Source organism: Borborobacter xinjiangensis, assembly GCF_047739745.1.
Taxonomy (GTDB): Bacteria; Pseudomonadota; Alphaproteobacteria; order Rhizobiales; family Rhizobiaceae; genus Pseudaminobacter.
The window spans coordinates 41,527-63,010 of the sequence record NZ_JBLLVA010000015.1 but is presented as its reverse complement, the minus strand read 5'-3'; the positions used below and the strand labels follow the sequence as shown (position 1 = coordinate 63,010).

Below are 21,484 nucleotides of genomic sequence, written 5' to 3'. Positions count from 1 at the left end.
GCCTTCCCCTTTAAACGCGAAGGGCCGGAACCGTTTCCGGTTCCGGCCCTTCCATGCCGTCAGATGTTCATTCCTATTCGCGGTTGCCCAGGAACTGCAGCAGGAACGTGAACAGGTTGATGAAGTCGAGATAGAGCGTCAGCGCGCCCATGATCGCCTTGCGGCCGGCGACCAGAACGTCGTCGCCCTCGAAATACATTTCCTTGATCTTCTGCGTGTCGTAGGCGGTGAGGCCTGCGAACACCAGCACGCCGATCGACGAGATCGCGAACTGAAGCGCCGAAGACTGCAGGAAGATGTTGACGATCATGGCGATGATCAGGCCGAATACACCCATCACCAGGAACGTGCCCATGCCGGTCAGGTCACGCTTCGTCGTGTAGCCCCACAGCGACAGCGCGCCGAAGGCAGCGGCGGTGATGAAGAAGGTCTGCGTGATGCTCTGCGCGGTAAACACCAGGAAGATCGACGACAGCGACAGGCCCATCAGGCCGGCGAAGACCCAGAAAGCCGTCTGCGCGCCGGAGACGCTCATTGCCTGGATGCGGGCGCTCAGGAAAAACACCATGCCGAGCGGCGCCAGCATGACCACCCACTTCAGCGGCGAGCCGTAGAGCGCCACGCCGAGATTGGTCAGCATCTTGCCGTTGGCGAGCGTAGCGACCGCGCTGGCCGGGTCGTTGGTGGTTGCCATCATGATGGTGGCGAGTGCCGCCACGCCGGTGATTGCCAGGCCCAGCGCCATAAGGTTGTAAACCTTGAGCATGTAGGCGCGCAGGCCCTCGTCGATGACCTGCTCGGCGCGGGTATGCGCACCCGCGACACGTGTCTGATAGTTGCGAAGGTCAGCCATTGTATTCCTCTGTTGCTTCTGCCCCGTCCGGTGTCGGGCCTGCGACGGATACGGACCCAGGCGCCGCTGGCGGGACTCCAGCATGCCTGCGGCAGAATATGATGTTTCTTTCTGGCAAGAACAAGACCCGTTACGCCGCGAAATGCCTTGTGATTACATTAAAAATTCGCAATGCCGCGCTTCATTTCGATGGCTTCACAGCGTGCGCAGCACCGGCGCGGCCTTCTGGCCGAGCACTCTCCAGGTTCCCAGAAGACCGATTCCAACCGTCACGACAAGCGCGATGACAATCGTCGCCACCGCCACTTCCGGCAGGAAATGCGACGGCAAATTCATGATTCGTGCGACAACAAACCACGCAGCGACCCCGCCGGCCGCGATGGCGAACACGGCGGTCGCGAGCCCGATCAGCATATATTCGAGCGAGAACGCGGCAATCAGCGTCCTTCGCGTCGCCCCAAGCGTCTTCAGCACGACCGCATCGTGAACACGGGCCCGATTGCCTGCCGCGAGCGCTCCGGACAGCACCAGAACCGAGGCGATCAGCGCCACGCTGGCGGCAGCGCGAATGGCGCTGCCGATCTGGCCGACGATACGGTTGACCACGTCCAGCGCATCCTTGACGCGCACGGTGGTGACGGCCGGAAACGCGCGCGTGACGGCGTTGAGGATACGCGCCTCCTCAGCCGCCGTAGCGTCCGGGGTCAAGAGTGTCGCCAGCCAGGAATGCGGCGCGCCGGCGAAGGTGTTGGGCGAAAACACCATGACGAAATTGATGCCCATCGATTCCCACTGCACTTCGCGGAAACTGGCAATCTTCGCCGTCACATTGCGGCCAAGCACATTGACCGTCACCGTGTCACCGAGGTTCAGCCCGAGTTCGCGCCCTTCCTCGGCCGAAAAAGACACAAGCGGCTCGCCCGTATAATCCTCCGGCCACCATTGGCCTTCGCTCAACGTGGAGTTTTCCGGGACATTCTTCGCATAGGTCAGCCCTCGGTCGCCCCGCAACACCCAGCGGCCGCCTGCCGGTACATTCAACTTCTGCACCTCGACGCCATTCAGCGCCATCACCCGCCCCCGCAGCATCGGCACGCGCACCAGCTTGCCGTCCGGCGCCTCGTGCTCCACCACTTTCGCGAAGGCATCGACGTCGGCGGCCTGGATGTCGACGAAGAAGAAATTCGGGGCGCGCTCCGGCAGGCTGCCGGCGATCTGCCGGCGCAGATTGCCGTCGATCAATGCCAGCGTCACCAGAAGCGTCAGCCCAAGGCCGAGCGAGAGCACGACGGACGGTGTCAGCGCGCCGGGCCGGTGGATGTTGCCGATCGCCAGCCTCAACGCGGTCGAGCGCACGCGCGGACTTTTGCGCGCCGCCCACTGCACCAGAAGCCCGACGCTGCGCAGCACCGCAAAGGCGAAGATCGTCGCCGCGACGAAGATCGCCGCGATGCGGCGGTCGCCCGAAAACCAGATCGCCAGCAGCGCCAGAAGGGCAGCAATGCCGACGGCGGTGGCGACATAGACGAGGCGGGGCAGCCCCGCGCCGCCGAATCCCATCTCACGAAACAGCGCGGTCGCGGGAATATCCCGTGCGCGACCGAGCGGCAGCAGCGCGAAGGCCAGCGTCACCAGCACGCCGAACAGCGCCGCGATTGCCAGCGCGCCCGGATAGATACCGCCTTCGGCCGGCACCGGAACGACCGACGACAAGACCGCATTCGCCGCGAACGGCATCGACGCCCCGAGCAACAGGCCGATGACGATGCCGACAGCGGCGATCATCATGATCTGCACCAGATAAACCGTGAAGACGAAAGCTCCCGAAGCTCCGAGGCTCTTGAAGGTCGCGATGACGCCGCGCTTGCCGTCGAGATAGGCGCGCACCGCATTGGCGACGCCTACCCCGCCGACGACCAGCGAAGTCAGGCCGACCAGCGTAAGGAACTGCGAGAACCGTTCTATATTGGCCGAAAGCGCCGGTGCGGCATTGGTGCGCGTGCGGATGCTCCAGCCGGCCTGCGGAAACCGCTCGGCCGCCTGCTCGCGAATGGACGCCAGCGCCGCCTCGCCGCCGCTATCGGCCAGCCGCACCTTGTATGCATATTCGACGAGGCTACCCGGCTGGATCAGACCGGACGCGCGCAGCCCCTCCAGCGACACCAGCAGACGCGGCGCAAAGCCGAAGCCCTCGGAGACGGCATCCGGTTCGGTAACGATAGCGGCGCGAAGTTCGAATGTCGCATCGCCGAGCTTTACGCGGCTGCCCGGCTTCAGGCCCAGCCGTTCGAACAACTGGCTGGCGGCCGCGGCACCATAGACGCCCTCGTTTTTACCGAAAAGTTCGTCTCGCGACAGCACCGGTTCGGTCGCAAGCGCGCCGAACAGCGGATAGGCGTCGTCCACCGCCTTGACCTCGGCGAGCGACTGGTCGGAGCCATCTTCCAGCCGCGCCATGGACCGCATGCTGGCGCTCTCGGACAAGCTTCCCAGTTGCCGCAGGAAGGTTATCTCCTCGGGCGTCGCCTCGCGCTGGTTGAGCTGAAAACGCAGATCGCCACCAAGCAGAACCTGGCCTTCATTGGCAACGCCTGCGGTGATCGAGCGTGCCACCGAATTGACGCCGCCAATGGCAGCGACACCCAGCGCAATGCAGGTGAGAAAGATCAGGAAGCCGGAAAACCCGCCACGCATTTCGCGCAGCGAGAAGCGGATGGCGAGTTGCAGGGTACGCAAAAAGGCGGTGTTGCCACCCCCCTCACCCGGCCTGCTGCGCAAGCCACCCTCTCCGCGCTGGGGAGATGAAAAAGGCATGACCGCTGCGCTCTTCTCCCCGCTGGGGAGGGGGTGGCGCGAAGCGCCGGATGAGGGGGAGGTTTGTTCCAGCCGCGACATCCTGTTTCAACCTGCCCGAGCGGAAACCGCCGCGGCTTGTTCGATCCGCCCCGAACGCATCGCCACCTGGCGCGTGCAGCGCGCCGCAAGTACGGGGTCGTGCGTCACCAGAACCAGGGTCATGCCGCGTTCGGCCGCCTTGGAAAACAATAGATCGGCGATCTGGCGGCCGGTCGCCTGGTCGAGATTGCCCGTCGGCTCGTCGGCGATCAGGATGCGTGGCCCCGGCGCCAGCGCGCGGGCGATCGCCACGCGCTGCTGCTCGCCGCCCGACAATTCGCCGGGATAATGCGTGACACGATCGGCAAGCCCGACAGCATCCAGCTCGCGCGCGGCGATCTCGAAGGCGTCGCGATGACCCGCAAGCTCGAGCGGGACCGCGACATTTTCAAGCGCCGTCATGTTGGGGATGAGATGGAATGATTGAAAGACGATGCCTATATTGCGGCCGCGGAAGGCGGCGACCTGATCCTCGCTTCTGCCGTTCAAAACTTCGCCGGCAATGCGCACCTGCCCGGAATCGACACCTTCCAGCCCGGCAATCACCATCAGCAGCGTCGATTTGCCGGAACCTGAAGGCCCGACGATGCCGGTTGCCTCGCCTGACGTCACCTTCAAGCTGACGCCCTTCAGCACATGCACCGAAGACGCCCCCGTGCCCAAGGTCAACGATATGTCGGAAAGGTCGATGACGGCTTCTGTCACGGCAGAACTGTCCTATATGGAAAAAGAAGAAGCGGGACCGTCGTCATATGGGCTTTGGATCATGGCATTCAAACAACCAAGTTCTCTCCTTTTCGTCGCACTCCTCGCCCTTTTCGCGGTATTGACCGCCGCCAGGGCAGAGCCGATGCGCATCGTCGGCTTCGGCGACAGCCTGATGGCCGGCTATGGCCTCGATGCCGGCCAGAGCTTTCCCGAAAAGCTCGAGGCGGCGCTACGCGCAAACGGTCACGATGTCGTGATCGCCAACGCCGGCGTTTCCGGAGACACCACCAGCGGCGGCCTGTCACGGCTCGACTGGTCGGTGCCGGACGGCACGCAACTGGTCATCCTCGAACTCGGGGCCAATGACATGCTGCGCGGCGTTTCACCTGACATCACCGAGAAGAATCTCGACGAGATGCTGACCCGGCTTCAAGAGCGCAACATTCCCGTGCTGCTTGCCGGCATGCGCGCCGCACCCAATCTCGGCGCGGCCTACGCGGCATCCTTCGACGCCATCTATCCGAGGCTCGCCAAAAAATACGACGTTCCGCTCTATCCTTTCTTTCTGGATGGGGTGGTGGCCGACAATACGCTGCTGCTCGAGGATGGCATGCACCCCAACGCCGCCGGCATCGAGCGCCTGGTCAAGCATATATTGCCCGTCGTCGAACGCGTGATCACCGAGGGACGACCCAACACGTAGGAGAGAAATCGTCATCGCTCCGACATGAGCAACAATCAGCTTGCTCACCGCAAGGATCGATGATTCGCTGTAGTCATGAATTCGATTCGAGGAGGCTGCGTATGCCGCGACTTTTCACCGCCCTCGAAATTCCACGAGATGCGACGCTTTCGCTCTCTCTGCTCCGGGGAGGTCTGCCCGGAGCCCGCTGGATCGATGTCGAGAACTATCACCTGACCTTGCGTTTCATCGGCGATGTGGAAGGCCATGTCGCCGACGAGATCGCCAACGCGCTCGATCGCGTTCACAGGCCCTCGTTCCAACTGCAACTCGCCGGCGTCGGCGCATTCGGCTCGAAAAAGCCACATGCCGTGTGGGCGGGAGTTTCGGCCTCGCCGGAATTGACTGCCCTTCAAGCCGAGATCGAGCGCATCTGCCAACGGCTGGGCATACCCGCCGATCCGCGCAAGTTCATGCCGCATGTCACGCTGGCGCGGCTGCGCAATTCGACGGCGGAGGACGTGGCCCGCTATCTGTCGGCCCGCGGGAATTTCTCAACCGCCCCCTTCAAGGTCAGTCGCTTCGTGCTGATGTCATCGCGCGATTCGGTCGGCGGCGGACCTTATCTCATCGAGGAGGCCTGGCCGCTCTCAGGCGCGGACCTGCGCTCCAGCGTGTCGGCGAGCAGTTCCGAAGCATTCCGGATCATGCGGTAGACTGAGACGAAACCATCAGGCCCGCCATAATACGGGTCGGGCACGTCGCCAATTTCGCCGGCTGCGAAATCAAGAAAGAGGTGCACCCGGTCGCGGGCTTCCGTCGGTGCGATACGGATCAGGTCGTCGACATTCGAACGGTCCATCGCCAGGATCAAGTCGAAGCGCTGGAAGTCCGCCGGCACCACCTTGCGCGCCTTCTGCATGGAGATGTCGATGCCGTGCTCGGCCGCAACCGCCATCGAGCGCGGATCGGGCGCCGATCCCATGTGCCAGCCGCCGGTGCCGGCTGAATCCAGCGTGAATCCGTCTTCGATGCCGCGCTCGCAGACCACGGCGCGAAACACGCCTTCGGCCAGGGGCGAGCGGCAGATATTGCCGAGACAGACAAATAGGATGGATTTCTGGGATTTTTCGATCATCGATCCGGCGCCGTGGTGATGCAGCCAGGAATATCTTGCAGCCGCTCGCCTGCAATACCACATTTGCGCGCAGAGGAGACAACGAATGCCCAATACCGGCAAGTTCGATCGTCATTTCGAGCATGACGAAAAAAACCATCGTTTCGAACGTGACGAAACGAGCGTGCGCGAAAAGTTCTGGCACACCGCCAAGCGCGCCGCACGTCACATCCCCTTCATGGAGGAGGTCGTCGCCGCCTATTATTGCGCGCTCGACCGGCGGACGCCGCTGCGGACCAAGGGAATCCTCTTCGGGGCGCTGGCCTATTTCGTGCTGCCGACCGACGCCATACCCGATATCATCCTGGGCCTTGGCTTCACCGACGATATTGCGGTGCTGACGACTGCGATCGCGGCCGTGCGCGCCCATGTCACCCCTGCCCATCGCCTCGCCGCCAGAAAGGCGCTTGACGATATCGCCTGAGCCCTCGCACCTGCAACTCCGTGTGTCCGGAGGACAGTCTGCGTGCTAAGGCCTGACAAAATGTCGCCTTTTTCGTGGTTTTCAACTCGCTTCAGGGACGAAGCGTGAGTATCCGGCGACGGATCGAAGGCAGGTGGCGGATAGGATCGGTGCAAATGATCTTCTTTGCGAGGATCATTCACGGTTTGGTAACCCAGATTAAATCAAAATGAACCAAACGGGTTGGTCGCTTCGGGCCCGCCCGCCGCACATTGCAAATACATGCGCCGAAACACATACGCCAAATACATACGAATGACAGGAACGAAGCCGATGCGTGGATCGATTGCCCTTTTTTCGAGCCTGATGCTGGTCGCGAGCGCCATGCCCTCGCTGGCCCAGTCGGCCACGAAGATAGGCCAGCACAACGCATGGGGCACCTACAGCTACCAGGCCAACACCGGCAAGGTTTGCTACGTGCTGACCGTGCCGACCGACAAGCAACCCTCGAGTCTCGATCACGGCGACATCTTCTTCTTCGTCAGCCAGCGGCCCGGCCAGTCCGTTTCCTATGAGCCGCAATTCATCGCCTCCTACGATTTCCAGGCGAATTCCAAGGTTTCGGTCACCGTCGGCGACAAGTCGTTCTCGATGTTCACGCGCGGCAAGTCGGCCTGGGTGGAAAACGCTGCCGAGGAGCCCGTTCTGATCGCAGCCATGAAGGCCGGCGCCGACATGAAGGTGGCGGCGAAGTCCGGGCGCGGCAATCCGACCAACTACACCTTCTCCCTGAAAGGCATTTCGGCGGCCCTGACCTCCATCGCCAACTGCAAGTAAGGCACGGCATCGGATTGGTCCTAGCGTAACGAGCCGCTGGCGAAACGCCGGCGGCGTTGCCATATGCAGCCGAGGTGACGGCGCGGCGATCTCGTGATATGTGCGCCGCAAAGGTCCGCATAGGGGGCCGAACAGCTTCGAACCCGGTAACATGGCTCTCTCGCTCGATCTCACAACCGACACGGCCCGCGACGCGCTGCGCGCGCGCTCGGCAGCGCCCGTCAAGCAATCCTTGGTCGGCCTCACCCGCGCGGAGATGGGCGAAGCGCTGGTTGGCGCCGGCATTGTGCCTGAACGCCAGCAAAAGATGCGTGTACAGCAGCTCTGGCATTGGCTCTATGTGCGCGGCGTCAGCGATTTCGCGCATATGTTCAACATCTCCAAGGAGCTGCGCGCCAATCTCGACCGGCACTTCACCATTGCGCGCCCGGAAATCGTCGAGGAACAGATTTCCAACGACGGCACGCGCAAATGGCTGTTCCGCTTTCCCGCACGCGGGGCAGGACGCCCGGTTGAAATAGAAACCGTCTATATTCCCGAGGAAGGGCGCGGCACGCTGTGCATTTCCAGCCAGGTCGGCTGCACGCTGACCTGCTCCTTTTGCCACACCGGCACGCAGAAGCTGGTGCGAAATCTCACCGCCGAGGAAATTCTCGCGCAGCTGATGTCGGCGCGCGACCGGCTGGGCGACTTTCCCGACCGCGATACGCCCGATGGCGCCATCGTGCCGGCGGAGGGGCGGAAGGTCTCGAACATCGTCATGATGGGCATGGGCGAGCCGCTCTATAATTTCGAAGAGGTCAAGAAGGCGCTGCTGATTGCCTCCGACGGCGACGGCCTATCCTTGTCCAAGCGCCGCATCACGCTTTCGACCTCGGGCGTCGTGCCGGAGATCTACCGCACCGGCGACGAGATCGGCGTCATGCTGGCCATTTCGCTGCATGCCACCAATGACGATCTGCGCGACCTTCTGGTGCCGATCAACAAGAAATACCCGCTAAACGAGCTGATCGCCGCCTGCCGCGCCTATCCCGGCTTGTCGAACGCGCGGCGCATCACCTTCGAATATGTGATGCTGAAGGACGTCAACGATTCCATCGACGACGCCAAGGCGCTGGTCCGGCTGCTGAAGGGCATTCCGGCGAAGATCAACCTTATCCCGTTCAATCCGTGGCCGGGCACGAATTACCAGTGTTCCGACTGGGAAACGATCGAGAAATTCGCCGATTACATCAACAATGCCGGCTATGCCTCGCCGATCCGCACGCCGCGCGGCCGTGACATCCTCGCCGCCTGCGGCCAGCTCAAATCCGAATCCGAGCGCCTGAAGAAAACCGAGCGCCTGGCGCTCGAAGCCATGATGATCGCAGGACACGGCGAGGCGTGAGCCGTATCCTGGCCAGATTTACCATTGTCCTCCTTGGCTATGCGGCCGCGACGCTCGCTGCGAGCGCATTCCTCAACCTGCTGGCGCTCGGCGCTCTCGGGCTCGCCCCGGAAGAAACGCCCTTCGTCGTGGCCGGACCGATGTTCGTTTCGGTGCCGGTGGTTGCGCTCTTTATCGGCTATTTCGCTTTTTTCCCGTCGGTGGTCGCCATTCTGCTTGGGGAGATCATCGGCAGACGCGACTGGCTGCTCCACGCCATCGCCGGCGGGTGCATCAGCGCGGTCGTCGTTTGGCTGTTCTGGTATGCGTCCATGCCCCAGTCCGAGTTCGACGGGCTCGAGCTCGAACTGCATCTGATCTTTGCGGTGATTGGCAGCGGCATGGTCGGCGGCATCGCCTATTGGCTAGTCGCCGGGCGCTCGGCTGGAATTTGGCGCGAAGATTCTATTTCGCCTGGGCCGTCAGGATCTTGAGCGCGAAGACGGAAAACACTCCGGCAAACAGATAGTCCACGACACGCGTCGCCTTCGGGTTCTTCTTCAGCAGTCCGGCGAACCTGTCGGCGGCAATCACCATCGGCGCGGTCAGCGGCAAGGCCAGCACAATGAACAGGACGCCGAGGAAGAACAGCTTGCCCGGCGCATGCGGATCGTGCGGCGATACGAACTGCGGCAGGAAGGTCATGAAGAACAGGATGATCTTGGGATTGAGCAGGTTGATGCCAAGCCCCGTCGCCCAGTTCTGAAACAGCGTGTTGGCGGCTCCGCGTTTCCTTTCCGGCGAGAACGCCGAACCGTGGCGAATTGCCTGCCAGGCGAGCCACACCAGATAGAGCGCGCCGCCGATCTTCAGCACCAGGAAGGCCTGCGGCGAGGCGACGATCAGCGCCGAAAGGCCGAGCGCCACCAGCGTCGTGTGGATGAGAATGCCGGTGAAGGCGCCCGACATGCAGGCAAAGCCGGCGGCGCGACCTTGCGAAAGCGCGCGCCCGACGAACAGCGTCATATCCGGGCCGGGCGTGATCGAGATGATGAAGGTCGCGATGGCGAATTGCAGGATGGTTGCGGTGTCGGGAATGAACGTCATCTTGCGCGCCCGGCTGGAAACGGCGCAATTTACCCGAAGCCTCTTTCCCGCGCCAGCGGCAACGAGCCGCTATTGCGTGGTGCCGCGCAGGCCCTCGACCAGTCTGTCCTCCTCGGCCAGCAACTCGTCGCGGACCTCATAGGCGTGGCCGTTCCAGACCCAGCGTGTCGCTTCCGTTCCACCCGAAAGCGGCAGCGCCATCAGGTTGGGCCAGCCGTCATGCGACGTGTTCGGATCGAGATAGAGATTCATGCCTTCGCTGTTGAAGACCTCGCGCCATGCGCCCGAATCCTCCTTGGCGTGGACGGTGATGTTGCAGCCGGACTTGCCGTAGTAGCTTGTCGAGCCGCAGAGCGAAGCAAACAGCAGGCGCTTTTGCGGAGCGACATCCAGAATGGCGGCCGTGATCGCCGGTTGCTTGCCGGTCGCCGCCCGAAACAGGCCGATCTCGCGGGTGATGGCGGCGCGTGCTTGCGGCACCGCCGGATCCGCATCCGAGAAGGCGATCTGCCTGTAGGCTGACATATCGATCTGGCTGCATTTTGGCGCGACCGCTTCAATTGTTGCGCGCGAGCCTTTCAGCGAAAAGACGGCATCGACGGAAGGTCCGCCACCTTCAACCGAAACAGAAAGTCTGCCGCCCCGTTTCAACGCTTCGAGCATCTCTGCCGTCACGGAGGCGGTCATATGACTGGGCTCTGTCTTGACGCCGACCGCGAATGTTTGGCCGTCGACGGAAATCTTGCCCTGTCGCTCGAGGAACCCCGCCGGTCCAGTTTCCTCGCGGCGCAGGCGCAAATTCCAGCGTTGTTCGGCGCAGACGAGCGAACCGCCGACCACCCCCTCCGCCTTGGCCGGCGCCGGCAATATCGCGACGGCACCGCTGCCGGCTTCTTCCCAGCGCTCTGCGGCCAAGGACGAAAGCCCGCTGGACAGAAGCAGCAATCCGGCTGCCAGGAAGGGTCGGAGATTTGCGGAGAGCTTCGGCATCCCGCGACTCTTTGGCAGAATCGTTAAAACTCTATTGAATGCCGCCGGTAAGCCGCTGCACGCCAAGGCGACGGGTTCGCAGGCCTTGCCCGCATAAGCTTTCCTGCTATTAGTGCCGCCGAAGCGCGGCTCTGCGCCGCCGCCATCAAACGCGGAAAAAACAATGTCCAAGTTGAAAGACGTGAAAAAGGTCGTTCTTGCCTATTCCGGCGGCCTCGATACCTCCATCATCCTGAAGTGGCTGCAGACCGAACTCGGTGCCGAAGTCGTCACCTTCACCGCCGATCTCGGCCAGGGCGGCGAGCTGGAGCCGGCGCGCAAGAAGGCCGAGCTGATGGGCATCAAGGACATTCGCATCATGGATGTCCGCGAGGAATTCGTCCGCGATTTCGTCTTCCCGATGTTCCGCGCCAATGCCGTCTATGAAGGCACATATCTGCTCGGCACCTCGATCGCCCGGCCGTTGATCTCGAAGCATCTGGTCGACATCGCATGCGAAACCGGCGCCGACGCCATCGCCCATGGTGCGACAGGCAAGGGCAACGACCAGGTCCGCTTCGAACTGTCGGCCTATGCGCTTAATCCGGACATCAAGGTCATCGCCCCATGGCGCGACTGGTCGTTCAAGTCACGCACCGATCTCATCGAATTCGCCCAGGCTCACCAGATCCCGGTGCCGAAGGACAAGCAGGGCGAGGCGCCGTTCTCCGTCGACGCCAACCTGCTGCACTCCTCCTCCGAAGGCAAGGTGCTGGAAGACCCATGGAGCGAGCCGCCGGAATATGTCCACCAGCGCACCGTATCGCCGATGGATGCGCCCGACGCCGTCACCGAGATCACGTTGGAATTCAGGAATGGCGATCCGGTCGCCTTGAACGGCAAGGCGCTGTCGCCGGCCTCGATGCTGGCCGCGCTCAACGACCTTGGCCGCGACAATGGCATCGGCCGGCTCGACCTGGTCGAGAACCGCTTCGTCGGCATGAAATCGCGCGGCGTCTACGAGACCCCCGGCGGCACGATCCTGCTTGCCGCACACCGCGCAATGGAATCGATCACGCTCGACCGGGGCGCAGCACACCTCAAGGACGAGTTGATGCCGCGCTATGCAGAGCTGATCTATAACGGCTTCTGGTTCTCGCCCGAGCGCGAGATGCTGCAGGCGGCGATCGACAAGAGCCAGGAGAACGTGGAGGGCGAGGTTCGGCTGAAGCTCTACAAGGGCAATGTCATCGTCGTCGGCCGCCGCTCGGACAAGTCGCTCTATTCGGATGCGCTGGTCACTTTCGAAGACGACCACGGCGCCTACGACCAGAAGGACGCCGCCGGCTTCATCCGCCTCAATGCGCTGAGACTTCGCACGCTGGCGGCAAGGGACCGGCGCGGCTGAAGCCGCTTTCCTCCCATTTTCGTCGGGAGAAGCTGCTGGCAGGCATGAGAGGCAAAAGCCTCTCACAATGTGCGAGGCCGCTCGCCGGCCCCGCAGCCATCTGGGAGCTTAGTCCCCGTCGATCTCAGCGCCGATGATGGCGATGGCCTGCTGGTAGACAGAGGCGGCATTCCAGCCCTGCAGCGCTCCGAAATTGGCTTGGCCAGGCTGGTATCCCGCGCCCGGCTGCCAGCCATGGCCGCGCAGGAAGTTCGCCGTCGAGGCAAGCGCGTCGGCTTTCGAGCGGATGAGGTCGATGCGCCCGTTGCCGTCGCCGTCGACGCCATATTTCAGCACGTTGGCCGGCAGGAATTGGGTCTGACCGACTTCGCCGTGAGCCGCCCCGATCGCCCCGGGATTAAGGCTGCCATTGTGCACCAGTTCAAGTGCCGCGTAGAGCTGGTTGGTGAAATATTCGGAGCGGCGGCAGTCATAGGCAAGCGTCGTCACCGCCGAGAGGATGTGGGAATTGCCCATATAGGAACCGAACCCGGTCTCCATCCCCCAGATGGCGATCAGCGGGCCTGCAGGCACGCCATAGGTTTGCTCGATGCGCGAAAACAGGGCGGCGTTCTGTTTCTTCATGCTCTTGCCGCGCGAAGCGATGGTCGCGCCGCCGCGCTTCTGCATGAACTGCTTGAGGGTAAGCTTGAAGCTCTTCTGGTTGCGGTCCGCCGAGATCGTCTTGGTCGCGTATTTCGTATCGTTGAACGCGCGCAACGCCTTGGCGGATACGCCCTGCGCCGCCGCCTGCTGCGCAAAGGAGGCTTTCCATGCTTCGAAACCGGAAGCGTTGTTGCCGCATTGGGCGGCTTGCGCAGCACCCGCCGTCAGACCGGCAACGGCCAAAACTGCCGCAAAAATCTTTCCCTTGGCAAAAAATGCCATTTTTGGTCTCCTAATGCCTGAATCACGTCCGTTGCGGCGCAATCTGCCAGTAGAACAGTCGCTTGTCATCGTTAAGACCATTTTTGCCGGCTGCATCGGAATCCTGCCGCACCGGGTCTTGCGGGCCACACTTTTCCTTGACTCTGGAGGTCTTTTCCTGTCTACAGCGCCGAATTCCGCGACGAGTACTAACTCCGAGCCGCCGACCGGGACCCCTTGAGGTATAAATAGATCCCGGAGGCCAACACCCGGCAGCGCGATGCGCCCCCGGGTGCTTTTTGGCTTTGGCTATCGCTTGGCGCGCGCGCGCGGACGTACTACTTCTCGGATCACATGGTCCGGGAAATGAGGATGTTGGATGTTTGAATCGCTACAGGAACGTCTTGGCTCGATCCTGAACGGCCTGACCGGCCGCGGCGCGCTGTCGGAGGCCGACGTCTCGGCTGCGCTTCGCGAGGTTCGCCGCGCGCTGATCGAAGCCGACGTGGCGCTGGAGGTCGTGCGCTCCTTCACCGATCGCGTGCGCGAGAAAGCCATCGGCGCCGCGGTCCTGAAATCGATCAAACCCGGGCAGATGGTCGTCAAGATCGTCCATGACGAACTGGTCGAAATGCTCGGCAGCGAAGGTCAGACGATCGACCTCAACGCGCCCGCGCCCGTCGTCATCATGATGGTAGGCCTGCAGGGTTCCGGCAAGACCACCACCTCGGCCAAGATCGCCAAGCGTTTGAGCGAACGCCAGGGCAAGAAGGTGCTGATGGCCTCGCTCGATACGCGCCGCCCCGCCGCGCAGGAGCAGCTGCGCCAGCTCGGCGAGCAGACCCGGGTGGCGACGCTGCCGATCGTCGCCGGCCAGTCGCCGGTCGACATCGCAAAGCGCGCCGTGCAGGCGGCCAGGCTCGGTGGGCACGACGTCGTCATTCTCGACACCGCCGGCCGCACCCATATCGACGAGCCGCTGATGGTCGAGATGGCCGAGATCAAGCGGGCATCCTCGCCGCACGAGATCCTGCTGGTGGCCGACAGCCTCACCGGCCAGGACGCGGTCAACCTTGCGCGCAATTTCGACGATCGGGTCGGCATCACCGGGCTTGTGCTGACCCGCATGGATGGCGACGGTCGCGGCGGTGCGGCACTTTCGATGCGCGCCGTCACCGGCAAGCCGGTCAAGCTGGTCGGCGTCGGCGAAAAGATGGATGCGCTGGAGGAATTCCACCCCAAGCGCATCGCCGACCGCATACTCGGCATGGGCGACATTATTTCGCTGGTCGAAAAGGCCGCCGAAACCATCGACGCGGAGAAAGCCGCGGCGATGGCCAAGAAGATGCAGTCGGGCAAGTTCGACCTGAACGACCTTGCCGCGCAGTTGCAGCAGATGCAGAAGATGGGCGGCATGGGCGGCATCATGGGCATGATGCCGGGCATGGGCCGGATGAAGGACCAGATGGCCGCCGCCGGGCTGGACGACCGCATGTTTGCCCAGCAGCTCGCCATCATCTCGTCGATGACCAAGGCCGAGCGCGCCAATCCCGAGCTTTTGAAGCATTCGCGCAAGAAGCGCATCGCCAGCGGTTCGGGCACCGATGCGGCGGCGATCAACAAGCTCCTGAAGATGCACCGCCAGATGGCCGACATGATGAAGGCCATGGGCGGCAAGGGCAAGGGCGGCGGCATGATGCGCGGCCTGATGGGCGGCATGGCGCAGAAGATGGGGCTTGGCGGCGGAATGGGCGGAATGGGCGGCATGCCCGATCTTTCGAAGATGGACCCCAAGCAGCTCGAGGCGCTCAAAAAGCAGGCCGAGGCCGCCGGCTTGGGCAAGGGCCTGCCGGGCAGCCTGCCCGGTCTGGGCGGTGGCGGGCTGCCGGGCCTGCCTGGCGGCATGAAGCTTCCGGGCCTCGGCGGTGGCAGCGTTCCCGGCTTGGGCAAGAAGAAATGAGCAGCATGATGGACGGCTCCGACCCCAAGGCCATGCTCGCGGAACTGCGCGCCTCGATCGACAATATCGATGCCTCGCTGATCCACATGCTCGCCGAGCGTTTTCGCTGCACCAAGGCGGTCGGAGTACTGAAAGCCACGCATGGCCTGCCCCCGGCCGATCCGGCGCGCGAGCGCACGCAGATCGCGCGGCTTCGGCGGCTTGCCGACGAGGCGCAGCTCGATCCGGATTTCGCGGAGAAGTTCCTGAACTTCATCGTCCGCGAAGTGATCCGCCACCACGAGGCGATCGCCGCCTCGAACAATGGCGACAACCAGCCGTCCGCTTCGAGCAGCGGCGACATGAAAGAGGCCGCTTCGAGCAGCGGCGAGATGAAAGAGTCCGCTTCGAGCGCTGCAGGCGGCGAGAAGAATTCGCCCGCGTAAAGCGGTGGATGAAACTGAAAACAACCGAACGAACCGAACTCCAGGAGAAAAGCAATGTCACTGAAAATCCGACTGGCCCGTGCGGGCTCCAAGAAGCGCCCTTACTACCACATCGTCATCGCCGACGTGCGCAGCCCGCGCGACGGCCGCTTCATCGAGACGGTGGGCGCGTGGAACCCGCTGCTGCCGCGCGACGGCGATCGCGTGAAGCTCAATGAGGAGCGCATCAAGCATTGGCTCGGCCACGGCGCGCTGCCGACCGACCGCGTCGCCCGTTTCCTCGACGTAGCCGGCATCGCCAAGCGTGAAGCACGCAACAATCCGAACAAGGCACAGCCGGGCAAGAAGGCGCAGGAACGCGCCGACGCGATCAAGAAGGCTCAGGAAGATGCCGCAGCCGCGATTGCTGCCGCTTCGGCCGCACCGGCGGAAGATGCCGCAGCCGAATAATTTTCCTGCAATTCAGGCAATGTGAACGGCGGGCTCGGCCCGCCGTTTGTGTCAGGAATAGAAATATCGTTCGGGCGCCGGCATCACTGGCACCGGCTCGTCCAGTGCCTCAAAGATCGAAATCTCGCAGACGCGGCAAATCGCATCCAGCGCCAGATCGTTCGCTTCCATGCCGAACGGGTCTTCCAGTTCTTGTGACAGCGCGTCCAGTCCGAAGAAAGTGTAGGCGACCAGGGCGGTGAAAAGCGGCGTCGCCCAGCCTGCGGACGACACCAGGCCGAACGGCAAAAGCAGGCAGAAAATATGGGCGGTGCGCTGCAGAAGCAGCGTGTAAGCAAAGGGAAGCGGCGTTCCCGCGATCCGTTCGCAGCCAGCCTGCACGGCCGAGATTGTCGCAAGCCGTTCGTCTATTATGCGATAGCCGATCGCGTCGATCGCCGCCTTTTGGCGCAAGGCCGCCGCCCGTCGACCCATCCGTCGCACCAGCGCGTCAGGGCGGTTTATGGCGCGGGCGACGGCATCGACCTCATCGCCGATGAACTTCCTCGCCTCCGCAATGACATCGACCCCGCGCAATTGGCCGCGCAGGAAGTGGCAAAAAGCGAGCGCTTCCATCAGCAGGGCGCGGCGTTCCGTCCGATCTTCTATCAGCCCGTTGCCGACGCGCGCCAGGTTGCGGACCTCGTAGACCAGTTCTCCCCATAGCTTGCGCGCTTCCCACCAGCGGTCATAGGCTGCATTGTTGCGAAAGCCCATGTAAATGGAGAGCGCCACGCCGAGCAGGCCGAAGGGGGCGATGCTGAAGCTGCTCATGTCGAAACTGGCCACATCCACCGCGATGACGATGACGGCAGCGTAAGCCGCGAAGCCGAAAATATGCGGCAGGATGCGCGGCACAACCGATCCACGCATGACGAAAAACAGGGCAAGAAGGCCCGGTTTGGGTCGAACGATCATAAGCTGAAGACCTTTTCGATACGTTCGCTGCCCGCGGAAGACAAATAGCCCGCCTCCGTTCGCGAGGCGGGCTATCTTGTACCGGCGTTTACTCAGGCGGCCTGTTTCTTCGGCGTGATCAGCCCGCGCTCGACCAGAAGCTCGGCGATCTGCACGGCATTGAGTGCCGCCCCCTTGCGCAGATTGTCCGAGACGATCCACATCGCCAGGCCATTGTCGACCGTGGAATCCTCGCGGATGCGCGAAATATACGTGGCGTCCTCGCCGGCCGAATCGATCGGGGTCACGTAGCCGCCGTCCTCGCGCTTGTCGATGACCAGGCAACCGGGGGCCTCGCGCAGGATGTCGCGCGCCTCGTCGGCGGTGATCGGCGTCTCGAATTCGATGTTCACCGCCTCCGAGTGCCCGATGAACACCGGCACGCGCACGGCCGTCGCCGTCAGCTTGATCTTCGGGTCGAGCATCTTCTTGGTCTCGGCGACCATCTTCCACTCTTCCTTGGTGAAGCCGTCTTCCATGAACACGTCGATATGCGGAATGACGTTGAAGGCGATGCGCTTGGTGAACTTCTTGGCCTCCACCGGATCGGCGACGAACACGGCACGCGTCTGCGTGAACAACTCGTCCATGCCTTCCTTGCCCGCACCCGACACCGACTGATAGGTGGCGATGACGACGCGCTTGATCTTCGCCTTGTCGTGCAGCGGCTTCAGCGCCACGACGAGTTGCGCCGTCGAACAGTTCGGATTGGCGATGATATTCTTGGTGGAGAACCCGGAAATCGCGTCGGGGTTCACTTCCGGCACGATCAGCGGCACATCCGGGTCGTAGCGGAAGGCGGACGAATTGTCGATGACGACGCAGCCCTGCGCGCCGATCTTCGGCGACCATTCCTTCGACACATTGCCGCCGGCCGACATGATGCAGATGTCGGTGTCGGAAAAATCATAGGTGTCGAGCGCTTTGACCTTCAGCGTCCGCTCGCCATAGGACACTTCGGTGCCGAGCGAGCGGCGCGAGGCGAGCGCCACGACCTCATCGGCCGGAAAACCGCGTTCCTCGAGGATATTGAGCATTTCCCGGCCCACATTGCCCGTAGCGCCGGCGATCGCAACCTTGAAACCCATCTAAAGATTCTCCTGTCCCTCTCCGCTCGCTGTTTCGGAAAGAACCCGCCGGCCGAAGCGGGTCTCACCCCCCGGGCCGGACCCGGGAGAGGGCGAGCAGGCCAAGGGAGATCAGACCGTTTTCGTGGTCGTTTTGGCCGTGGTTTTGGTGCTGCGAAGCCGCGCGCGTTCGTGCCCACCGTGGGAGCTGACCCCATGGCCGGGAAAATCGAATGCGAAAAGCGCCATCAAAAGGCCGCGCATGAAAGGCTCCGTCTGGCACGACCGCACGTCAAGCGACGATGCGGGCACGCGCTCTGCTTGCGGCTGCCTTTTACGCGCTTTGGAAAAAGAGTCAATCGAGCCCGGCCAAGCCGCGTGGCTCACAGGGTATCAGCCGCGAAACCGCCGGCGATAATGTTCAACTGCCTCGCGATTGCAGAGATTGACCGGCAGTTCGCCGGCCAGCACACGGATTGCCTCGGCCGCAGCCCCAATGCCCATGCGCTCCATGCTTTCCTCGGTAATGCCGGCCATATGCGGTGTCACGATCACATTCGGGAGCGAAAAATAGGGATGATCGGACGGCAGCGGCTGCGTGGCGAAAACATCGAGCGCAGCACCGGCGAGCCGGTTTTCCCGCAGCGCCTCGATCAGCGCGTCGTCATCGATGACCGGTCCGCGCGACACATTCACCAGTAGCGCCGAGGACTTCATCCGGCCGATCCTCTCGCGGCTGATAAGTCCGGTCGTTTCCGGCGTGAGCGGGCAGCAAAGCACGATGACGTCGCTTTCTTCGACGAGGCGCTCGATGGTACCGAAGCGCGCGCCTGACGGCAGGTTTGCCGGATTGCGGGTATTGGCAAATACGTTCAGGCCGAAACCGTCGCGGGCAATGGAAAAGACCGCCCGGCCGACATTGCCCATGCCCACGATGCCGATCGTGCGGCCGGAAAGCTCGTTGGTCAGATTGGCGTGGTCGCGTGCCGCAAGCCAGCCAAGTGTGCGCAGGTCTCCGTCCATGGCCCGGAAGCGGCGCAGCAGCGCCAGGGTCACGAAGATCACATGCTCGGCCACGGAGCGCGCATTGACGCCGGGAACGTTGGCGACCAGCACACCGGCCTTCGTCGCCGCCGCGACCGGGATCATGTCGAGCCCCGCGCCATGGCGGATCGCCGCGCGCAATGCCGGCGCCTCGGCAAACAGCGCGGCGGGAAGCGGCGCGCGCACGATGATTATGTCGGCGTTGCGTGCCTCGGCCGTAAGCGTCGCGCCGTCCAGTGCCGAGGCGATGAGGAGGTCGCCATGCGGCGCGAGCATCTCGGTCGCGCGTGGATGCAGGGGATGCGTGGAAAGGATGGTCGCCACGGGCTCAGACCGGTTCCGGCCTGCGGTCCGCCGCCGCATCGAGATCGCCGATCAGGCCCTTCCAATAGCTCTCAGCACCTTGAAGATGCGCACTCATCAGCGCCTGCGCCAGATTTCCGTCGCGGCGCAGCAGCGCCTCGTAAATCTGGATGTGCTCGGCATGCGATTTGCGGCCGCGCTCCGGGTCGTTGAAATAGATCGGCAGCCGCTGCTCGCCCATGACGTAGTAGATACTGCAGATCTTGTGGAAGACGCTGTTCTGGGTTGCCCGCACGATTTCCAGGTGGAAATCACGATCTTCCTTCGCCAGGCCCTCGCCGGCCTGCAGCCGTGCCTCCGATGCCTTCAATATTTCGCGCAGCCGCTCGTAGTTCTCCTCCGTTGCCCTGCTGCAGGCGAGTTCGGCCGCCTTGATCTCGTGAATCTTGCGCAGTTCGACCGTCTCATAGATCTGGATCGGGTCAAGCGGCAGACCGGCCCTGGCAAACAAAGCCATGGCTTCCACGCTCGCCTGCCGGGTCGTGAGATAGATGCCAGACTTGGCGCGGCGCTCGACGATGCGCATGGCTTCGAGGATCGCCAGCGCTTCGCGGATCTGGCCGCGGCTTACCGAAAAATGCTCCGCCAGTTCGCGTTCCGACGGGGTCCGTCCGGTCTCGGCATGCGAGCGGGAGAACAGGTAGGATGCGAGTTCGGCAAGCAGGTTGTTATCTTTCATATTCACGTGTCCTGTGCGTGTTCCTCCAGGAATCGTTCGCAAACCGTCACTCCCAGGCCGGGAGAATCGGGGACCTCGATCATACCGTCCTTGACCTCCACCGTCTCCTCGACAAGGTCATGTATCATCGGGTTGGCGCCCAGCGAATACTCCACTGTGAAACTCGCCGGCGATGCCGCGCAAATATGCAGGCCGGCAAAGAAGCAGGGCGCGCCGGCCCACAAATGAGGGGCGAAACGCAGATTGAAGGCGCTGGCAAGCACGCCGATCTTCATGGCTTCGCTGATGCCGCCGCAAAATGCCGGATCGGGCTGGAAAATATCGGCCGCTCTCAGCACGGCGAGATTACGGAACGCATATCGCGTCGCTTCGCTTTCGCCGGTCGCAATCGGCACGCTGCCTGAGGCGCGTACTTCGGCCATGCCCGCTTTGTCGTCGGCGATGACCGGCTCCTCGAACCAGGCGATGTCGCAATCCGAAACGAGATGGACGAAGCGTTTGGCCTCGGCCACCGTATAAGTGCCATGCGCGTCGACCATGATTTCGATCTCCGGGCCGAGCGCCTGGCGCGCGGCGCGCACGCGCGCTGCCGAAACATGCGGCGCGCCATCCATCGCGCCTATGCGCATCTTCACCGCCCTGAACCCGCCCTGGTCGATGTAGGACTGGAGCTGCTCGCCGATCGTGTCGGCAGGGGCCCAGCCGCCGGAGGCATAGGCCGGCAGGCGCTCCAGCTTGCGCCCGCCCAGCAGTCGCCACACCGGCTGGCCGAGCGACTTGCCGAGAATGTCCCAAAGCGCGATGTCGACAGCGCTGATCGCGGCGATCGACAGGCCGCGCCGCGCGAGCTGCGGCATGGCATGGCCGGCCGCCGCCGCGCTTTCGTGGCGCACGCCATTGTAAAGCATTTCCCAGATGATGCCGATATCGCCGGCCTGACGGCCGATCAGCTGCGGCCCGATCTCATGGTTGAGCATGTGGACGAGGGCGCCGTAGCTGCCGGCACTGCCGGCGGCGTTCTTGCCCTCCCCCCAGCCGACCAGGCCGTCGTCGGTTTCGATGCGCAGGATGGCCGCGTCGAATGTCCGCACTTGCCCGAAGTCGCTTCGGTGCTGGCGATCCGTCTGGATGGGAATGCTGACCCACCATGCCTGAACGTGCTTTATGCGCATGTCTTACCCCGGCTGCT

General features: G+C 63.1%; 22 protein-coding genes. 10 read left to right on the top strand and 12 right to left on the bottom strand.

The window, feature by feature from the left end:
• Positions 1 to 73: 73 nt before the first annotated feature.
• The 3 genes from ACLKMW_RS16425 to ACLKMW_RS16415 form a co-directional block, all read right to left on the bottom strand.
• Positions 74 to 853: a Bax inhibitor-1/YccA family protein gene (locus tag ACLKMW_RS16425; RefSeq protein WP_415725563.1), complete on the bottom strand. Its 780-nt coding sequence runs from the start codon at positions 851 to 853 to the stop codon at positions 74 to 76.
• Positions 854 to 1,048: 195 nt separating this feature from the next.
• Positions 1,049 to 3,547 carry an ABC transporter permease gene (locus ACLKMW_RS16420; RefSeq protein WP_415725624.1) on the bottom strand — a complete coding sequence of 833 codons (2,499 nt, stop codon included), beginning with the start codon at positions 3,545 to 3,547 and terminating at the stop codon, positions 1,049 to 1,051.
• Between the two features lie 207 nt (positions 3,548 to 3,754).
• The gene (locus ACLKMW_RS16415) at positions 3,755 to 4,453 is read right to left on the bottom strand and encodes an ABC transporter ATP-binding protein (RefSeq protein ID WP_415725562.1); all 699 of its coding nucleotides are present in this window, start codon (positions 4,451 to 4,453) and stop codon (positions 3,755 to 3,757) included.
• 61 nt (positions 4,454 to 4,514) lie between these two features.
• On the opposite strand from ACLKMW_RS16415, the gene ACLKMW_RS16410 reads away from it, so the two are divergent.
• Positions 4,515 to 5,159, top strand: a complete 645-nt coding sequence (locus ACLKMW_RS16410; protein WP_415725623.1) for an arylesterase — start codon at positions 4,515 to 4,517, stop codon at positions 5,157 to 5,159.
• 101 nt (positions 5,160 to 5,260) lie between these two features.
• On the top strand, positions 5,261 to 5,854 hold the full coding sequence (gene thpR / locus ACLKMW_RS16405) for an RNA 2',3'-cyclic phosphodiesterase (RefSeq protein ID WP_415725561.1): 594 nt from the start codon (positions 5,261 to 5,263) through the stop codon (positions 5,852 to 5,854).
• Here thpR and ACLKMW_RS16400 read toward each other — a convergent pair.
• Positions 5,761 to 6,276: a low molecular weight protein-tyrosine-phosphatase gene (locus ACLKMW_RS16400; RefSeq protein WP_415725560.1), complete on the bottom strand. Its 516-nt coding sequence runs from the start codon at positions 6,274 to 6,276 to the stop codon at positions 5,761 to 5,763. The genes thpR and ACLKMW_RS16400 overlap by 94 nt on opposite strands.
• A gap of 85 nt (positions 6,277 to 6,361) precedes the next feature.
• Here ACLKMW_RS16400 and ACLKMW_RS16395 point away from each other — a divergent pair, with 85 nt between their 5' ends.
• The 4 genes from ACLKMW_RS16395 to ACLKMW_RS16380 all read left to right on the top strand — a co-directional run bounded on the left by ACLKMW_RS16395 (position 6,362) and on the right by ACLKMW_RS16380 (position 9,415).
• Positions 6,362 to 6,739: a YkvA family protein gene (locus ACLKMW_RS16395; protein WP_415725559.1), complete on the top strand. Its 378-nt coding sequence runs from the start codon at positions 6,362 to 6,364 to the stop codon at positions 6,737 to 6,739.
• 312 nt (positions 6,740 to 7,051) lie between these two features.
• The gene (locus ACLKMW_RS16390; RefSeq protein WP_415725558.1) at positions 7,052 to 7,555 is read left to right on the top strand and encodes an invasion associated locus B family protein; all 504 of its coding nucleotides are present in this window, start codon (positions 7,052 to 7,054) and stop codon (positions 7,553 to 7,555) included.
• A 151-nt stretch (positions 7,556 to 7,706) separates the two neighbouring features.
• The gene (gene rlmN / locus ACLKMW_RS16385) at positions 7,707 to 8,942 is read left to right on the top strand and encodes a 23S rRNA (adenine(2503)-C(2))-methyltransferase RlmN (protein WP_415725557.1); all 1,236 of its coding nucleotides are present in this window, start codon (positions 7,707 to 7,709) and stop codon (positions 8,940 to 8,942) included.
• Positions 8,939 to 9,415 (top strand): hypothetical protein, encoded by a 477-nt coding sequence (locus ACLKMW_RS16380; RefSeq protein ID WP_415725556.1) that lies wholly within the window; start codon positions 8,939 to 8,941, stop codon positions 9,413 to 9,415. Before rlmN ends, ACLKMW_RS16380 begins: the two co-directional genes overlap by 4 nt.
• Here ACLKMW_RS16380 and ACLKMW_RS16375 read toward each other — a convergent pair.
• Together ACLKMW_RS16375 and ACLKMW_RS16370 are read right to left on the bottom strand one after the other, a co-directional pair.
• Positions 9,387 to 10,028, bottom strand: coding sequence for a LysE family translocator (locus tag ACLKMW_RS16375; protein ID WP_415725555.1), 642 nt, complete (start codon positions 10,026 to 10,028; stop codon positions 9,387 to 9,389). The genes ACLKMW_RS16380 and ACLKMW_RS16375 overlap by 29 nt on opposite strands.
• A 69-nt stretch (positions 10,029 to 10,097) precedes the next feature.
• A complete protein-coding gene (locus tag ACLKMW_RS16370; RefSeq protein WP_415725554.1) occupies positions 10,098 to 11,018 on the bottom strand; it encodes a hypothetical protein in 921 nt (306 codons plus the stop codon).
• Positions 11,019 to 11,181: 163 nt separating this feature from the next.
• On the opposite strand from ACLKMW_RS16370, the gene ACLKMW_RS16365 reads away from it, so the two are divergent.
• Entirely contained in the window at positions 11,182 to 12,405 is a 1,224-nt protein-coding gene (locus ACLKMW_RS16365; RefSeq protein WP_415725553.1) for an argininosuccinate synthase, read from the top strand.
• 108 nt (positions 12,406 to 12,513) lie between these two features.
• Here the strand turns inward: ACLKMW_RS16365 and ACLKMW_RS16360 are convergent, their stop codons facing one another.
• Positions 12,514 to 13,332, bottom strand: a complete 819-nt coding sequence (locus ACLKMW_RS16360) for a lytic murein transglycosylase (RefSeq protein ID WP_415725552.1) — start codon at positions 13,330 to 13,332, stop codon at positions 12,514 to 12,516.
• A 358-nt stretch (positions 13,333 to 13,690) separates the two neighbouring features.
• Here ACLKMW_RS16360 and ffh point away from each other — a divergent pair, with 358 nt between their 5' ends.
• The 3 genes from ffh to rpsP are packed head-to-tail and all read left to right on the top strand — an operon-like array spanning position 13,691 to position 16,146.
• Positions 13,691 to 15,271 carry a signal recognition particle protein gene (gene ffh, locus ACLKMW_RS16355; RefSeq protein ID WP_415725551.1) on the top strand — a complete coding sequence of 527 codons (1,581 nt, stop codon included), beginning with the start codon at positions 13,691 to 13,693 and terminating at the stop codon, positions 15,269 to 15,271.
• 8 nt (positions 15,272 to 15,279) lie between these two features.
• Positions 15,280 to 15,696: a chorismate mutase gene (locus ACLKMW_RS16350; protein ID WP_415725622.1), complete on the top strand. Its 417-nt coding sequence runs from the start codon at positions 15,280 to 15,282 to the stop codon at positions 15,694 to 15,696.
• A 54-nt stretch (positions 15,697 to 15,750) separates the two neighbouring features.
• A complete protein-coding gene (gene rpsP / locus ACLKMW_RS16345; RefSeq protein WP_415725550.1) occupies positions 15,751 to 16,146 on the top strand; it encodes a 30S ribosomal protein S16 in 396 nt (131 codons plus the stop codon).
• Between the two features lie 51 nt (positions 16,147 to 16,197).
• On the opposite strand, the gene ACLKMW_RS16340 is transcribed toward rpsP, so the two are convergent.
• The 5 genes from ACLKMW_RS16340 to ACLKMW_RS16320 form a co-directional block, all read right to left on the bottom strand.
• Positions 16,198 to 17,103, bottom strand: a complete 906-nt coding sequence (locus ACLKMW_RS16340) for a bestrophin family protein (RefSeq protein WP_415725549.1) — start codon at positions 17,101 to 17,103, stop codon at positions 16,198 to 16,200.
• 92 nt (positions 17,104 to 17,195) lie between these two features.
• Positions 17,196 to 18,230 (bottom strand): aspartate-semialdehyde dehydrogenase, encoded by a 1,035-nt coding sequence (locus ACLKMW_RS16335; protein WP_415725548.1) that lies wholly within the window; start codon positions 18,228 to 18,230, stop codon positions 17,196 to 17,198.
• Positions 18,231 to 18,602: 372 nt separating this feature from the next.
• The gene (locus ACLKMW_RS16330; RefSeq protein ID WP_415725547.1) at positions 18,603 to 19,577 is read right to left on the bottom strand and encodes a hydroxyacid dehydrogenase; all 975 of its coding nucleotides are present in this window, start codon (positions 19,575 to 19,577) and stop codon (positions 18,603 to 18,605) included.
• Between the two features lie 4 nt (positions 19,578 to 19,581).
• On the bottom strand, positions 19,582 to 20,295 hold the full coding sequence (locus tag ACLKMW_RS16325; RefSeq protein ID WP_415725546.1) for a FadR/GntR family transcriptional regulator: 714 nt from the start codon (positions 20,293 to 20,295) through the stop codon (positions 19,582 to 19,584).
• A gap of 2 nt (positions 20,296 to 20,297) precedes the next feature.
• Entirely contained in the window at positions 20,298 to 21,467 is a 1,170-nt protein-coding gene (locus ACLKMW_RS16320; protein ID WP_415725545.1) for a mandelate racemase/muconate lactonizing enzyme family protein, read from the bottom strand.
• Positions 21,468 to 21,484 lie beyond the last annotated feature (17 nt).